Origin of the sequence: Streptomyces spiralis, from assembly GCF_014654675.1 — a bacterium.
GTDB lineage: Bacteria > Actinomycetota > Actinomycetes > Streptomycetales > Streptomycetaceae > Streptomyces > Streptomyces spiralis.
The window spans coordinates 185,592-200,340 of the sequence record NZ_BNBC01000003.1 but is presented as its reverse complement, the minus strand read 5'-3'; the positions used below and the strand labels follow the sequence as shown (position 1 = coordinate 200,340).

The 14,749-nt window shown below is 70.7% G+C and carries 14 protein-coding genes; 6 read left to right on the top strand and 8 right to left on the bottom strand.

Translation table 11 applies throughout. The features are described from left to right. Positions 1 to 10 precede the first annotated feature (10 nt). Entirely contained in the window at positions 11 to 2,182 is a 2,172-nt protein-coding gene (locus tag IE318_RS05190; RefSeq protein WP_189896860.1) for a TerD family protein, read from the top strand. Between the two features lie 178 nt (positions 2,183 to 2,360). Here the strand turns inward: IE318_RS05190 and IE318_RS05185 are convergent, their stop codons facing one another. The 5 genes from IE318_RS05185 to IE318_RS05165 form a co-directional block, all read right to left on the bottom strand. Continuing rightward, entirely contained in the window at positions 2,361 to 2,645 is a 285-nt protein-coding gene (locus IE318_RS05185; RefSeq protein ID WP_189896857.1) for a DUF2500 domain-containing protein, read from the bottom strand. Between the two features lie 69 nt (positions 2,646 to 2,714). Beyond that, positions 2,715 to 3,707 (bottom strand): DMT family transporter, encoded by a 993-nt coding sequence (locus IE318_RS05180; protein WP_229903344.1) that lies wholly within the window; start codon positions 3,705 to 3,707, stop codon positions 2,715 to 2,717. Positions 3,708 to 3,733: 26 nt separating this feature from the next. Next, the gene (locus tag IE318_RS05175; RefSeq protein WP_189896852.1) at positions 3,734 to 4,342 is read right to left on the bottom strand and encodes a TetR/AcrR family transcriptional regulator; all 609 of its coding nucleotides are present in this window, start codon (positions 4,340 to 4,342) and stop codon (positions 3,734 to 3,736) included. Positions 4,343 to 4,437: 95 nt separating this feature from the next. Further along, a complete protein-coding gene (locus IE318_RS05170; RefSeq protein WP_189896849.1) occupies positions 4,438 to 5,331 on the bottom strand; it encodes a helix-turn-helix transcriptional regulator in 894 nt (297 codons plus the stop codon). A gap of 230 nt (positions 5,332 to 5,561) precedes the next feature. Continuing rightward, positions 5,562 to 6,104: a GNAT family N-acetyltransferase gene (locus tag IE318_RS05165; protein WP_189896846.1), complete on the bottom strand. Its 543-nt coding sequence runs from the start codon at positions 6,102 to 6,104 to the stop codon at positions 5,562 to 5,564. Positions 6,105 to 6,224: 120 nt separating this feature from the next. On the opposite strand from IE318_RS05165, the gene IE318_RS05160 reads away from it, so the two are divergent. Continuing rightward, on the top strand, positions 6,225 to 7,217 hold the full coding sequence (locus IE318_RS05160; protein ID WP_189896844.1) for a phosphotransferase family protein: 993 nt from the start codon (positions 6,225 to 6,227) through the stop codon (positions 7,215 to 7,217). A 106-nt stretch (positions 7,218 to 7,323) separates the two neighbouring features. Here IE318_RS05160 and IE318_RS05155 read toward each other — a convergent pair whose 3' ends face one another. Next, the gene (locus IE318_RS05155; RefSeq protein ID WP_189896842.1) at positions 7,324 to 8,793 is read right to left on the bottom strand and encodes an MFS transporter; all 1,470 of its coding nucleotides are present in this window, start codon (positions 8,791 to 8,793) and stop codon (positions 7,324 to 7,326) included. Positions 8,794 to 8,963: 170 nt separating this feature from the next. Between IE318_RS05155 and IE318_RS46295 the strand changes: the two genes are divergently transcribed. Then, positions 8,964 to 9,143, top strand: coding sequence for a hypothetical protein (locus IE318_RS46295; protein WP_189896839.1), 180 nt, complete (start codon positions 8,964 to 8,966; stop codon positions 9,141 to 9,143). 189 nt (positions 9,144 to 9,332) lie between these two features. Here the strand turns inward: IE318_RS46295 and IE318_RS05145 are convergent, their stop codons facing one another. Both IE318_RS05145 and IE318_RS05140 read right to left on the bottom strand, forming a co-directional pair. Then, positions 9,333 to 10,373 carry a vWA domain-containing protein gene (locus IE318_RS05145; RefSeq protein WP_189896837.1) on the bottom strand — a complete coding sequence of 347 codons (1,041 nt, stop codon included), beginning with the start codon at positions 10,371 to 10,373 and terminating at the stop codon, positions 9,333 to 9,335. 97 nt (positions 10,374 to 10,470) lie between these two features. Beyond that, positions 10,471 to 11,277 (bottom strand): DeoR/GlpR family DNA-binding transcription regulator, encoded by an 807-nt coding sequence (locus tag IE318_RS05140; RefSeq protein ID WP_189896835.1) that lies wholly within the window; start codon positions 11,275 to 11,277, stop codon positions 10,471 to 10,473. A gap of 304 nt (positions 11,278 to 11,581) precedes the next feature. Between IE318_RS05140 and IE318_RS05135 the strand changes: the two genes are divergently transcribed. The 3 genes from IE318_RS05135 to IE318_RS05125 are packed head-to-tail and all read left to right on the top strand — an operon-like array spanning position 11,582 to position 14,749. Then, positions 11,582 to 12,655, top strand: coding sequence for an ABC transporter substrate-binding protein (locus IE318_RS05135; protein ID WP_189896832.1), 1,074 nt, complete (start codon positions 11,582 to 11,584; stop codon positions 12,653 to 12,655). A gap of 28 nt (positions 12,656 to 12,683) precedes the next feature. Further along, on the top strand, positions 12,684 to 13,502 hold the full coding sequence (locus IE318_RS05130) for an ATP-binding cassette domain-containing protein (protein ID WP_030174861.1): 819 nt from the start codon (positions 12,684 to 12,686) through the stop codon (positions 13,500 to 13,502). Beyond that, positions 13,499 to 14,749 (top strand): sugar ABC transporter permease, encoded by a 1,251-nt coding sequence (locus IE318_RS05125; protein ID WP_189896830.1) that lies wholly within the window; start codon positions 13,499 to 13,501, stop codon positions 14,747 to 14,749. Before IE318_RS05130 ends, IE318_RS05125 begins: the two co-directional genes overlap by 4 nt.

Sequence of the window (14,749 nt, the reverse complement as noted above, 5' to 3'; positions counted from 1 at the left end):
GCATGCGGGGATGGCCCACCGACTCGACCCTCTGGTCATCCGGCACACCCACCGCATCCCCGCTCCCGCGGGTCCCGCCGGGGAAGGCGCCGTCGCGGCGCAGCAGTTCGACGCCGCGCTGATGTCCGTGGGCTTCAAACTCTCGGCGGAGGTGCTCGAGCATCTGTCGGGGCTGTCCGAGGGCACAGTCGTCGACACCGCCGTACGGACGCTGGAGACGGTCCGTGAGATGGTCGGCGACCACGTCCGGCACAATACGTACTTCATCGACTTCCCGGCCAACGTGCCGGACACGTTCGACTTCTGGATGCGGTGCATCGCCGAGGCGCTCGCCGACGACAGGACGCGCACGAGCACGCTCGAGCAGCTGAGCGCCGGCTTGGTGAACCTGCTCACCCTTCCGTCGTACGGCAACTACCGGCACACGTACGCCGAGATGCTCGCCCACCACGACGAGCTGATCGCCGCGGCGGGCGACCGTTTGACCGTTCTGCACCTGGGCCGCGCGTCGGAGGACGAACTCACCGGCCTCTACCTGGCGTTGGCGGGCAGCAGCACGCCCCTGGGCGAGGACGGCCTGCGGGATCTGAAGGACCTCGCCGGTCACTGTGCGGACGGACCGCAGCCTGCCCGGATCCCGGTGCGGGAGAACCGGGCCCTGATCAACCAGGTCCGGCTGATGGCCGGTGCGAGCCTGCTGGTGGACACGGTCACCGATGTGCTCCGGCTGGCCTGCGCGCTCGTGGGCGGTGACGTGACCCTGCGGGAGCCGACGCGGCTCCGGACGCTGCCCCGTGCGGTGCGTCGGGCGCTGCTCGCGGGCCTTGACGCGGTCGTCGCCGCCGCGCCGGCCAAGCTCGCCGACGTACACGCGCACCGCGAGATGTGGAAGCGGCTCGGCGAGCGGCTGCACCCGCACGAGTACCCGCAGTGGCCGCACGCGGCCGACGTGTTCGCCGTCGCCCGCGGTGAGAAGGCGGCGCGTTCCCTGGACAGCCGAGTGGAGGAGCTGCTCGCCATCAGCGACGTCGCCGGCGCGGTCGAGCTGCTGAGGACCGCGCCCGGCAGGCTGTTCCGCTCCCTGGACCGGCTGCTGCGCGCAGCACGCACGCAGCGCGAACGGGACGCCGTCGTGGCCGCCGCCGAGCAGGTCGTCGCCGACGTGTCCGGCCGGGTCGTGCTGTCGGCGCGCCAGCACCTGCACAACCGTGCGGTGGAGACCGGCCGGCGGCGGGTGTTCGTCAACCGCCTCGGCCGGGCCTGGGTCACCGACGACACCCGCGCGCCGGTGCGCGCGCCCGAGCGCGAGCGGCTGATCGCCGCGCTGGACGCGGAGCTGCGCCGCCGGCTGCCCGCCGTGGACCACCTGCTGATCGACCCGGACGCCCTGGACGTGGCGCTGCCGCTCAGCGGCAAGGCGACCGCGTCCGGGTTCGGTGTGCTGCCGCGCGGCTCGGTGTCCCCGGTCGACGGGGAACTGCTGCGCTTCTTCGTGTACTGGAAGCAGACCGAGCGGACAACCGACTACGACCTGTCCGCGCTGCTGCTGGACGCCGACTACGCGACCGTCTCCTGGCTGTCGTACACCAACCTCCGTGACGCCGAGGGCGAGCACTCCGGCGACATCACGGACGCGCCCGAGGGGGCCTCGGAGTTCATCAACCTACGACTGGGCGCTGTGCGGGGCAGCTGCGTCGTCCCGCAGGTCAACATCTTCTCCGGGGAGGGTTTCGAGGAGGTCGAGGAGTCGTTCTTCGGGTTCATGCTGCGCGAGGCCGAGCAGAAGGGACGCCCGTTCGAGCCGCGCACCGTGCGCATGAAGTCGGAGCTGCGCGGTCCCGGCCGGGTCGCGTTGCCGCTGGTGTTCCTGCGGGGCGCCGACGGCCGGTGGCGCGCCAAGTGGCTGCATCTGTACCTGAAGGGGACTCCGACGTCCAACCGGGTCGAGGGCAACCGGGTGACGGTCGCGGCGCTGCTGCGCGCCGTCGTCGAGGTCGAGCAGCTCACGGTCCGTCATCTCGTCGACCTCATGACCGACAGCACGACGACCGTCACCATGTGGGACGGGAAGACGTTGCCGGCGGGCCCCGTCACCTACATCGGCCTGGAGCGGCCCGATGGGCTGCACCCCGACTCGCGGATCGTGACCCCCGGGAATCTGGGTGACCTGATCCCCGCCTGACTGTTACCGTGGCCGTGGCGAGGCCATGAAGAGGCTTCCTTCTCATCACTCCTTGATTCCAGTCTCTTCGCTTTCCTCGCCGACTGCTTGAGGCCTCCGGCAGTCCCGCCGTACGCGGGACGACCGGAGGCCTTCGTACGTCCGCGGTCCTGCGCGCACCTGGCCGTGCGCGGCCCGGTCACTGCTTCGCGCACCTCGGATAGGAGGCGCCCTCGGAGCACGAGTTGTAGTCCGAACCGGACACGTCGACCTCGACCTCGTCCCCCTTCGAGGTACGGACGGTCAGTTCGTACTCGGTGTGGCACGAGCGCTTCTTCTTCTTGCCGGTCCCCTTGGACTTGCACTCGCGGTCGGTGTCCTTCGCTGTCACCTTGCCGGCGGGACCGGGCTTGTGCTGATCGGAACAGCCGGTGAGGGCTAGGGCGGCGACCGCGGTGACGGCGAGGGCCAGACGTATGCGCATGAGTCGGTGTTCTCCTGTCCTGGACGACGAGACCGTTCCGCATCGTGCGGCGGAAAAGTTCGGTTCACGCTAGCGGGTGGTGTCCAGGGCCGGGGCGGGGTCCGGCTGAGGTCTGCCGTCGGCGTGGGCGCCGGTGTGCGGTGGGGTGGTGGTCCGAGGTCTTGGTGCGGTCGGTGCGGTGAGCACGGCGAGGCAGCAGACCACCGACGCGATGCCGGCCCATCCCAGTGCGGGCAGGCGTTCGCCGACGACCAGGACGGCCAGTACGGCGGCGACGGCGGGCTCCAGCAAGGAGAGGGTGGTCGCGGTGCTCGCCGGGACGTGCGCGAGGCCCCAGCCGAAGAGGACGTAGCCGATGAACATGGGCACCAGGGCCATATAGGCGCCGACGGCCGCGTTGGACCGGCTGTCGAGGAGCGGGGCGCCGGTGGCCAGCAGCACGGGCATCAGCAGCACGCCGCCGAGGCCGAAGACCGTGCCCATGGCCGCGGCGGAGCTGACGCCGCGGCTGATCAGGCGGTGCGCCGCCCAGGAGTACAGGGCGTAGGTGAGGCCGGCGACCAGGCCGAGCCCTACGCCGAGCACGATGGACCCGGTCGAGCGGGTGGCGGGGCCGGAGTGGGCACCGGCGGATTCGGCCGCGCAGAGCAGCACCGTGCCGGTCAGGCCCAGGGCGGCGCCGGCCGTCCAGCGGCGGGTGAGGCGGCGTCCGTCCATGACGCGTTCGACGAGGGCCGAGGCGAGCGGGGCCGAGCCGATCGACACCACGGTCCCCGCGGCGACTCCGGCCAGGTGCATGGAGCTGTAGAACGCCAGGGGGTAGGCGCCCACCGCCGCCCCGCCGAGGAGGACGACTCCGCGCCGCCTGCGGAGCGCGGGTGCTTCCCTGCGGATGCGGGGGACGGCGACGAGCGCCTGCAGCAGCCCTCCGCATCCCATGGCGACGGCGCCGATCGCGAGAGGTCCCACGTCGGGAGCGAAGGTCGCCGCGGTGCCCGTGGTGCCCCAGAGCACCGACGCCAGCAGCACGCACAGCGAGCCCACGCCCGTCGAGCCGGTCATGCCGGTCATGTGTCGGGCGGGCCGCGTCACAGCCGGTCCAGCAGGTCGGCCGCGATCGTCCGGGCGTGCTCGAGCCGGGTGCCGGCGCCCTCCAGACCCGCGCGGGCCATCGCGCCCTCCAGCAGGAACGCCAGATGCTCCGCCACCGCACGGGCCCGCTCGGGCTGATCCGGCAGGAGGTCCTCGACGTGCTCGGCGAGCAGGGACTCGACCTCCTCCTTGTGCCGGCGGACGACGAGGCGCCCCTCGTCTCCCGCGGGCAGTTCGGCGGCCGCGTTGAGCAGACCGCACCCCCGGAAGCCGTGCTCGTAGGCGAAGGCCGCATGGTCCGCGTACGCGTCGAAGACGGCGAGGACGCCGCCGCGCGCGCCCTCCGCCTCGGCCAGCCGCTGCCGGTACAGGCCCAGCCACTCCTCGTGCCGCGCGTCGAGGTAGGCGATCACCAGGTCGGCCTTGGAGGAGAAGTTGTTGTACAGGCTCATCTTGGCCACGCCCGCTTCGGCGGTGATCGTGTCGATGCCCGTGGCGGCGACACCGTCGGCGTAGAAGCGGCGGGACGCGGCGGCCAGCAACCGCTCGCGTGCGGGTCTCCGCCGCCTACCGGGCTCCGGTGCCACGGCATCGGTCTTGCTCATCACGCCTCCTGCAGTCGCTAGGTAGGTCAGTCTACCTAATTGGCTGCGACGTGCCGGCGCACCCTTCCAGGAAGCTCAGGGGAAGGCGCGGAGCGTCAGCTCGTCGTGGGCTGTCGCCAGGGCGCCGGGGCCTCGTGGGTGGCGGCCCAGGAGGCGAGCAGGCGCAGGCCCTCTTCCGAGGGCGAGCCGGGCTCGGCGGTGTAGATGGTGAGGGTGAGGCCGGGTTCGGCGGCCATGTCGAGGCCTTCGAAGGCGAGGGTGAGTTCGCCGACGACCGAATGATGGAACCGCTTCGTGCCGGTGCCGTGGTGGCGGACGTTGTGGGCACCCCAGCGGGTGCGGAACTCCTCGCTGCGGGTGGACAGCTCCCCGACGAGGTCGTGCAGCTCCTTGTCGTACGGGTTACGGCCCGCCTCGGTGCGCAGGATGGCGACGGCCATGTCGGCGAAGAGGCCCCAGTCGGGGTAGAAGCGGCGGGAGGCGGGGTCGAGGAAGTTGAAGCGGGCGAGGTTCGACTGGTTCGCGGGGCCGGCGTAGACGTCGCGGTAGAAGGCGCGGGCGAGCTGGTTGGCGGCGAGGAGGTCCATGCGGCCGTTGCGGACGAAGGCGGGTCCGGCGGTGATGGCGTCCAGGGTCCACTGCAGGCTGCGGTGGGGCTTCCACTGGCCCTTGGACCGGCGCCGCCGGGGACGGGTGAGGACGTCGGAGCCGTCGGCGGCCTGCCCGAGGTGGAGGAGGTGGGCGCGTTCGGCGTCGTCCCGCTGGAGGGCGCGGGCGACGGCCTCCAGGACGGCCGGGGAGACACCGGCGAGGTTGCCGCGTTCGAGTTTGGCGTAGTACTCGACGCTCATGTCGGCCAGGGCGGCGACCTCACTGCGGCGCAGGCCGGGCACGCGGCGCCGGGAGCCCGCGGGCAGTCCGGCCTGCTCGGGGGTGATATTTGCGCGCCGCGAGGTGAGGAACTCGCGGACCTCTTCACGGTTGTCCACCCCTCGACCGTACGTCCCGCAGGCCGTGGGAGGGTGTACTGCCGGTACACCCTTGCCGGTGACTCGCTGCCCGCGCGTAAGGGCGGTTGTCCGGAAGTCGTGGCACCTCGGCCACCCCAGGCATGCCCGGACCGCCCGCGTGCTGATGCGGACCAAGGGGTGTCTGGCGGACCATCGCGCAGACCGGGTTGACCGCGCCCTTACCCGCACCTTGATCCGCCGGACAGGCCCTAACCCTTCGAGTCCGGCTTCCAGTCCCGGGCGAGGAGTCCGAGCAGAACCTCGTCCAGGAACTCGCCCATCACCCAGGCCGAGGAGCGCAGCACGCCTTCGCGTACGAAGCCGTTGCGCTCGGCTGCGCGCAGCATCGCGGCGTTGTCCGAGAGGGTCTCGATCTGCAGCCGGTGCAGGCCGCGCACGACGAAACCGTAGTGGCACAGCACCGCGACCACGTCGCTGCCGTAGCCCTTGCCGCGGCAGGACGGCAGCAGCCCCAACCCGATGTGCGCGGACCGGTTGTGATTGTCTATCCCCCACAGCGTCGCGGTCCCGACCAGCGTGCCGCCGTCCAACTCCACCACGGAGAACGGGACGTGCCCCTGCTCCTTGTCGTCCACCACGAGCCGTGGATCCTTCGAGCCGGGCCCGATCGGCCGCCACGGCCCACTTTCGGCCCGCGAGGAGTTGACCACGTCGTCGTAGAGCTCGGTCCGCAGGATCGGGATGTCGTCCTCGTGCCGGGCCCTGAGCCCGACCTTGTCGCCCTTCAGCATGCGGGCTTCCTATCCGACCGGGCCGGGCGGCGGCAATCCAATAAGACCGCGTATGGACGGGGCCGCGGACGACCGGCACCATGGGAGCGCTTCCAAGTCCCGTGTCCGAAAGCGTGCCTCATGCAGAGCCAGACCAAGCGCAGCGTGACCCCCGACGAACTCGACACCATGCTCCGTGCCTCCGCGGGTGTCGGGTGCCGCGTGGAGGCCGAACTGGCCGACGGCTGGTTCAACACCGCCTACCGTGTCGCGCTGGACGACGGCCGGCCCGCCGTGGTCAAGATCGCCCCACCGGCCGACGTCGCGGTCCTCCGCTACGAACTGGGCATTCTCGGCACGGAGGCCATGGTCTACCGGCGCATCGCCGGCCTCCCGGACGGTGAGGTGCCGGCCCCCTCCCTGCTGCACGCGGGCAAGGAGTTCCTCGTCCTCTCCCACCTGGTGGGCACACCCTGGGACAAGGCGACCGACAGCCTGTCACCCACCGTCCACGCGGCACTGCGCCGCGAGCTGGGCGCGATCACCGCACGGCTGCACACCCTGGCACCGGAGGACGGCCGGTTCGGCTACCCGGCCGCCGAGTCGGCGCTGTCCGCCACCGACTGGCGGACAGCGTTCTCCGCCATGGTGGACGCGCTCCTGGACGACGCCGAGCGCTGGCAGTCCCCGCTCGGGGTGTCCCACGCCGACATACGCAAACTGGTCGCCGACGGCGGGTACGCCCTCGACGAGGTCACCGAACCCCGACTGGTCCACTTCGACCTGTGGCCGGGCAACATCTTCGTCCACCTCACCGACGACGGGGAGCACGCCCGGATCACCGGACTCATCGACCATGAGCGGGCGTTCTGGGGCGATCCCGCCGCCGAACTGGTCTCCTTGGCCTTCGGCGGCGACGCCGGTCCGGACAGCGACCTCGTCGCGGGCTACACCGGGGCCGGAGGCAGCCTGGACTTCGGCCCCGCGTTCCACCACCGGCTCGCCCTCTACCACCTCTATCTCGGCCTGCTGCTCGTCATCGAGTGCGGCCCCCGCGGCTTCGGCTCCGACCACCTCGCCTTCTGCCGTCGTACCCTCGCCGACAGCGTGGCCAGGCTCCGGTCCCTGGGGTAGGCGCCCATGGAGGACGGGCGGTGCGCGAAGGAGGTGGCCGCGCAGGGTGTCTCGACGGCCCGGTCGACCGGCTCGTCGGCGTCGTAGCCGCCGCGGCGTGCCGTCGTCAGGGCCCGGAGAGAACGTCGCCCACCTCGTCGCGGGGCGCGGGCGCCGTGCCCTCGCGCCGGGCGTCGGCGGCCCTGGCGCCGCGCAGGCCGACGGCGGAGACGGCCGCGCCCAGCAGCACCATGACCACCGGGACGACGAGCGCGGTGCGGTAGGCGTCCAGCACCGCGCCGGGTGAGCCGTCGGTGCCGGCCACGGCGCTCCCGTACACCGCGGTCACCGCGGAGATCCCGACCGCCGAGCCGAACTGGGTGAACGTGTACAGCAGCCCGCCGGCCAGGCCGTGCTCCTCCTTGGCCACGCTCTCGGTCGCCGCGATGGTGAGCGGCCCGTAGGCGAGGGCGAAGGCGGTGCCCGCGATGATCAGCGTCGGGAACATCGCCGCGAACGGCCAGTGCATCCCGACCGGCAGGAAGAGTCCGTAGGCCACGATCGCCAGCAGGAAGCCGCCGAGGATCACCCGGCTGTTGCCGTAGCGGTTGACCAGGCGCGGAGTGAGGGTGGGTGCCAGCACGGCGTCGCAGCCCATGGCGATCAGCGTGATCGCGGTCTGCAGCGAGGACCAGCCGCGCAGCTCCTGAAGATAGAGCGTGACGATGAACTGGAACCCGAAGAACGCGCCCAGAAAGAGCAGCGCGCCGAGGTCGGCCCGCACCATCGCGGTCTTTCGGAAGATCCCCAGCGGGACGAGCGGCGCCTTGGCGCGCCGTTCGATCACGATGAACGCCGCGACCAGCGCCGGCCCGGCGGCGAGTGCGCCGAGCGTCGGTCCGAGTCCTTCACTGCCGTGTTCCAGCCGGACGATGCCGTAGGCGAACACCAGCATCGCGGCGGCGGCGCCGGCGGCGCCGGACAGGTCGTAGCCGCGTCGCGCGGGCTCGGGGCGGGCCTGGGCCGGCACCAGCCTGAGCGCCGAGAGCAGGATGGCGCCGGCCAGGAACACCGGGGCGAAGAACACCCAGCGCCAGCCGAGTTCCGTCAGGAGCCCGCCGATGACCAGGCCCAGCGAGAAGCCGCCGGCGCCGACGCCGGCGAAGACCAGCAGGGCCTTGTCGCGCCGCGGCCCCTCCGGGTAGGAGGTCGTGATGATCGACATGGCGGCGGGTGTCATGAAGGCCGAAGCCACGCCGGCGACGAACCGGGCCACGATCAGCATCCAGCCGTCGACGGCGAAGCCGCCCAGCGTGGAGAAGACCAGGAAGACGCCCAGCCAGGTGAGGAACATCCGCCGCCTGCCCAGCAGATCGGCGGCGCGGCCGCCGAGCAGGGTGAAGCCGGCGTAGCCGAGCACGTAGGCGCTCATCACCCACGCCGCGGTGCCGGTGGTCAGACCGAGGTCCGCGCGGATGGTGGGGACGGCAACGGCCAGCATGGCGACATCGCTGCCCTCGAGGAAGATCGTGCCGCAGAGAACGAGCAGCAGGGCCCAGGCTCGTCCGCTGTCGCGGGCCGCGGGAACGGTGGACATGGCCGCGACCGTACCGAGCAGCCTTCGATCCGGGCCACGCGTTTTGTCCGTACCCGGATGACTGATTTGTCCACACCCGGATTGATGAGGCAGGCCGAGCGCTGCAGGGGTGCGGAAAAATTTCCGGTGCCGGCCTGTCGATTTCGCGGCTCGCCGTTCGTCTTAATGCGTTGCCACCTGATGGCGGCCATGAGGAGGAACGACAGATCGCGGCCCTGTACGGCGAACTCGCCCGCCGGACCGGCTCACCCATCGCGGAACTCGACCGTGCCGTCGCCGTCGCCGAGACCGAAGGCCCCGAGGCAGGTCTGCGCATCGTCGACGAGCTCCGTCTCGACGACTACCGCTAGCTGCACTCGACCAGGGCCGACCTCCTGCGACGCCTCGGGCGCACCGAGGAGGCACGTGAGGCCTACCGGCGAGCCGGACGACTCACGGACGACGGCGTCGAACGACGCTTCCTCGAACGCCGGCTGACGGAACTGAACTGACGGACGTCGGCACGACGAGGTCCGGGACCGGGTGAGGACTTCACGGCGTCAGAGCATCAGCAGCAGCCGCGTGTTCGGCACGAGCTTCCGGTTCACGCTGGTGCTCTGCACGAAGATGGTGAAGTCGTCGTTGTGGTCCGGCTTGACGCGGACCTCCACGTCCGGCAGGCCGAGCAGGGCCCGGGCCTCCGGCCCCGTGTACACCCGGTCCGTCTTCTTCTCCACCACCGCGATCTGCTTCCGCGCCTGGATCTTCTCCGACTTGCTCAGCTGGTAGAACGCGCCACCGGTACGGTAGGTGTGCCCTAGCTCGACGACCCAGTCCCGGATCGCCGCCTCGCGATCCACCGTGAGCAGCTGGTACTCCGACGGACTGACCGGGGTGAGGCCGGCCGCCTCGATGGTGTCCTTGTTGACCGCCTCCGCGCCCATGGAGAACACCGCCCGCGATCCACGGATGCCCTTGGTGCGGCCCACCATGAACTTCTCGGTGGCCAGCTGGATGACCTGCCCGGCCTCCTCCAGACCCTGTGTGCTCGTGGCGTCCCAGATGGCGACGTTGTCCTTCGGGAAACCGCACTGCATGGCCTCGCGCCTGCCCATCTGGTCCGGCACCAGGACGGCCAGCGTCCAGTTGTCCTCCTGCGTCTTGATCATCTCGGCCACGGCCTCGACCAGTTCACGCGGATCCCGGGCAGGGGCGTCCGGGCAGCGATGGCTGGCGTTCTCCTGCCCGTCGGTGAGTATGAACGTCAGGAAGCTGTGGTCGCCGTACAGTTGAGCGGTCTGCGCCAGCTCCCGCTGCGACTTCAGCGCGGCCGCCAGCAGAGCGGTCATGCCACCGACCCGGTACAGCTGCTTCAGCGACGGCATCCGCAGCACGTCCTTGTCGTAGATGACGCACTCCACCTTGTCGGCGAAGACGTACACCGTGACGCGGGTCTCCTGGTCCAGTTCCCTCGATCGCCGGGCCAGGTACTCGATCTGCTGGTCGGCGACCTCGACGACCGTGCGGCTCAGGTGCGACATGGACGAACTGGCATCCAGTACGAGAGCAACGTGGTTGATGTAGTTCTGGGTTCCGGACACGACGGCTCCCCCCTCTTTCTTTCCGAGTCGATGCTCCTATCGTCCCACCCACCACTGACAATCGATCTTGGTTGCCGGACGACACCAGGTCACCCGGTCACTCCCGGCCGGCCACGATGACGTCCACGCCTTGTGCCTGGAGCGCGTCGAGGTCGGCCAGGGGGATGCCGGGGTCCACGATCACGAGGTCGAAGGCCGTCACGGGGGCCAGCTGGTAGAGGCCGCGGCGCCGGAACTTGGTGTGGTCCACCAGCAGGACCTTGCGGTGGCAGGCGGCCATCAGGGCCCGCTTCACCGCCACCGTCTCCTGTGACTGGTGGTAGCAGTGGCCGCGGGTGATGGCCGTCGTCGAGGCGAACAGCAGGTCGGCGTGCAGGCTGGCCGCGGCGTCGACGGTGCGGACGCCGAGGAAGGCGTCGTAGGCGGGGAAATAGGTGCCGCCGAGGGAGATGAGCTCGATGCCCGGGCTGCCGGCGAGGACCTGGGTCGCGGGCACGAAGTTGGTGATGACCGTCAGCGGCCCGCGCTGCGTGAGCAGCCGGGCGAGGGCGAGCGCCGTGGTGCTGTCGTCAAGGATGACCGACTGACCGGGCTTGACCAGGGGCAGCGCGGTGCGGGCGAGCGCGTCCTTCTCCTCCGCCATGGCCCGCGTGCGGTGGCGGACGTCCCCGTGGAACGCCGTCGACGGCTGTGCCGTCGCCCCGCCGCGCACCTTGCGCAGCCATCCCTTGCTCTGCAGATGGTCGAGGTCGCGCCGGATGGTCATCGGGGTCACGCCCAGCTCCTCGGCGAGCTGTTCGATCCGGACGAAGCCCTCGTCCACGACGCGACTCTTGATCTGCTCCCGCCGCTCGCGGGGCTTTCGCCCGCCCTCGTCGGCCGACGGCTGCACTTCTTCCCCCATCGATGACTCCTGTTCGTTTTCTGTGAAGCGAACATCTTTGGTCGCGCGCCGGTTTCGTCCCAGCTGTCGTGATCCCCCCGAGGCGGCGCGGGCGCAACCGACCTGTGTCGCTGCAGAGTCGGCACCGGACACGGTCTACCGAGGTGAGAACGCACCGGCTTGACGAACATCGTAGGCGATCAAATGTGAACCCCTGATGTTCAATTCTCAGGAATAGTTGACACTTTCGCGAGCCCACAGGTTACGTGTGCGTCACCTCACAGCAATCCACCGTCCCCGGAACGGCCCCACGAAGGAGTGGAACATGAGGAAACTGCCCGGGTTCGCTCTCGCCGGCATCCTCGCGCTGGGCAGCCTCACCGCGTGCGCCGAGGAGCCGGGCACCGCGGACGCCGCGAAGGGCGGCGGTTCGGGTTCGGGCAAGGTCGCGTTCCTGATGCCCGACCTCGCCTCCACTCGCTACGAGCAGTACGACGCACCGCTGTTCAAGAAGCGCATGGCCGAACTGTGCGCCAAGTGCAAGGTCATCTACCAGAACGCCGCCAGCGACGCCTCGCTCCAGCAGCAGCAGGCCAACTCCGCCATGGCACAGGGCGCCAAGGTGCTCGTGCTCGACCCGGTGGACTCGCAGTCCGCGGCGACGATCGTGCAGACGGCACAGTCCCAGGGTGTCAAGGTGGTCGCCTACGACCGCCCCATCCCCGCCAAGCCCGCCGACTTCTACGTGTCGTTCGACAACGAGGCCATCGGCCGGTCCATCGGCCAGTCCCTGGTCGACCACCTGAAGGAGACCAAGGCCAAGGGCGGGCTGCTCGAGGTCAACGGCTCGCCCACGGACGCCGCCGCCGGCCTGATCAAGAAGGGCATCCACAAGGCCGTCGACGACAGCGGCCTGAAGCTGCTCGCCGAGTACGACACGCCCGACTGGTCACCGGAGAAGGCCCAGCAGTGGGTGAGCGGGCAGATAGCCCAGTACCGGGGCCGCATCGCGGGCGTGGTCGCGGCCAACGACGGTACCGGCGGCGGCTCCATCGCCGCGTTCAAGGCCGCGGAGGTCGACGTCCCGCCGGTCACCGGCAACGACGCCGAGCTGGCCGCCGTCCAGCGCATCGTCGCGGGCGACCAGTACAACACCATCTCCAAGCCGATCAAGATCGTCGCCGAGGCGGCCGCCGAGGTCGCGCACGACCTGATGCAGGGCAAGAAGCCCAAGGCCGACACCACGCTCTTCAACACCCCGGCACAGCTGTTCCATCCGACGGTCGTGACACAGAAGAACCTCAAGCAGGTCATCTTCGGCCCCGAGGGCGTCCTCAAGGTCAAGGACGTGTGCACCCGCCCGTACGCCGCCGACTGCGAGCGGCTGGGCATCAAGTAGCGGACTCCCGGACCGAGGAAGGGCCATGATGACAGCCCCCGCCGCTCCCGGCGCGGCCACGGACACCGTGTTGTCGCTGCGCGGGATCTGCAAGCAGTTCGGCGCGGTCGCCGCGCTGACCGACATCGACCTCGACGTCGCGGCCGGCGAGGTCGTGGCCATCGTCGGGGACAACGGCGCCGGCAAGTCGACGCTAGTGAAGGTCCTCTCGGGCGTCCACACACCCGACGCGGGGACCATCTTCTTCCGCGGCGAGGAGGTCCGCCTCGACTCGCCGGCCGCCGCCCGCGAGATGGGCATCGCCACCGTCTACCAGGACCTGGCGCTGTGCGAGAACCTCGACGTCAAGGCCAACCTGTTCCTGGGCCAGGAGCTGCGCCCCTGGATGCTGGACGACGTCGCGATGGAGAAGGACTCCTGGCGGCTGCTGCGCGAGCTCTCCGCGAAGATCCCCACGCTCGACGTGCCGGTGGCCGCCCTGTCCGGCGGTCAGCGGCAGACCGTCGCCGTCGCCCGCTGCCTGCTGGGCGATCCCAAGGTCATCCTCCTCGACGAACCCACCGCCGCCCTCGGCGTCGCGCAGACCGCCGAGGTGCTCGACCTGATCGAGCGGCTCCGCGAGAACGGGCTCGGCGTGGTGATGATCAGTCACAACATGGAGGACGTCCGGGCGGTCGCCGACCGCGTCGCGGTGCTCAGGCTCGGCCGCAACAACGGCGTGTTCGACGCCGCGGACGTCTCCTCCGAAGACGTCGTGGCCGCCATCACCGGCGCGGCCGACAACGTGGTCGCCCGGCGCGCCGCCCGCCGCGCCGCCACCCCACGGACAGAGAAGGATGTGCCGTGACCTCCCTCGACACCTCGGTGGCACCGGCCACCGACCTGCAGGACGAACGCCTCACCGCCCCGCAGGGCATCGGCGGCCACCTCCGCGCCGCGGCCCGCCGGGTGCGCGACGGCGACCTGGGCATGCTGCCCGTCGTCGCCGGCATCGTGCTGATCTGGACGATCTTCCAGGCCCTGAACCGGACGTTCCTCTCCAGCACCAACCTGGTGAACCTGTCCTTCGACATGGTGCCGATCGGCGTCATCGCGCTCGGCATCGTCTGCGTGCTGCTGGCCGGCCAGATCGACCTCTCCGTCGGCTCGGTCAGCGGCGTCTCCGCCGCCACCACGGCGGTCGTCATGGTCCGGTACGAGCAGCCCATGGTGCTGGCGATCCTCGCGGCCGTGGCCGCCGGCTGCCTGATCGGCTGGATCTACGGGCAGGCGTTCAACCGCTTCGGCGTACCCAGCTTCGTCGCCACCCTGGGCGGGCTGCTGGCCTTCCTCGGCGCCCAGCTGTGGCTGCTGCGCGGACAGAACGCCATCAACATCCCCTACGACTCCACACTGGTGAAGTTCGCCCAGGTGTGGTTCGTCCCCGGCTGGCTGTCCTACCTGCTGGCCGTCGCCGCCGCCGGCGGGTTCCTGGCCGCCGGGTGGATCCGCAGCCGCAGCCGCCGCCGCGCCGGCCTGTCCTCCTCGTCGCTCCAGTGGCTGCTCGCGCAGTCGCTGCTGCTCCTGGCGGTGCTGGTGTTCGCCGTCTACTACCTCAACCGCACCCGCGGCGTCGCCTGGATGTTCGTCCTCTTCGTCGCCCTGGTGCTGGCGGTGCACTACACGCTGCGCCACACCAAGTTCGGACGGTCGATCTACGCCGTCGGCGGCAACGCGGAGGCCGCCCGCCGGGCCGGCATCGACGTGCCGCGCGTCTACACCTCGGCGTTCGTCATGTGCTCCGGCCTGGCCGCGTTCGGCGGCATCCTCTTCGCCGCCCGGCTGGCCGCCGCCAACCAGAGCACCGGCACCGCGGACGTCAACCTCAACGCCATCGCCGCCGCGGTCATCGGCGGGACCAGCCTGTTCGGCGGGCGCGGCTCGGCCTTCGCCGCGCTCCTCGGCGTGCTGGTCATCCAGTCGATCTCCAGCGGCCTCACGCTGCTCAACCTCGATTCCTCGTACCGGTTCGTGATCACGGGCGCGGTGCTGATCGTCGCCGTCGCCCTCGACTCCGCCGCCCGCCGCTCGCGGCAGGCACACGGAAGGGGATGA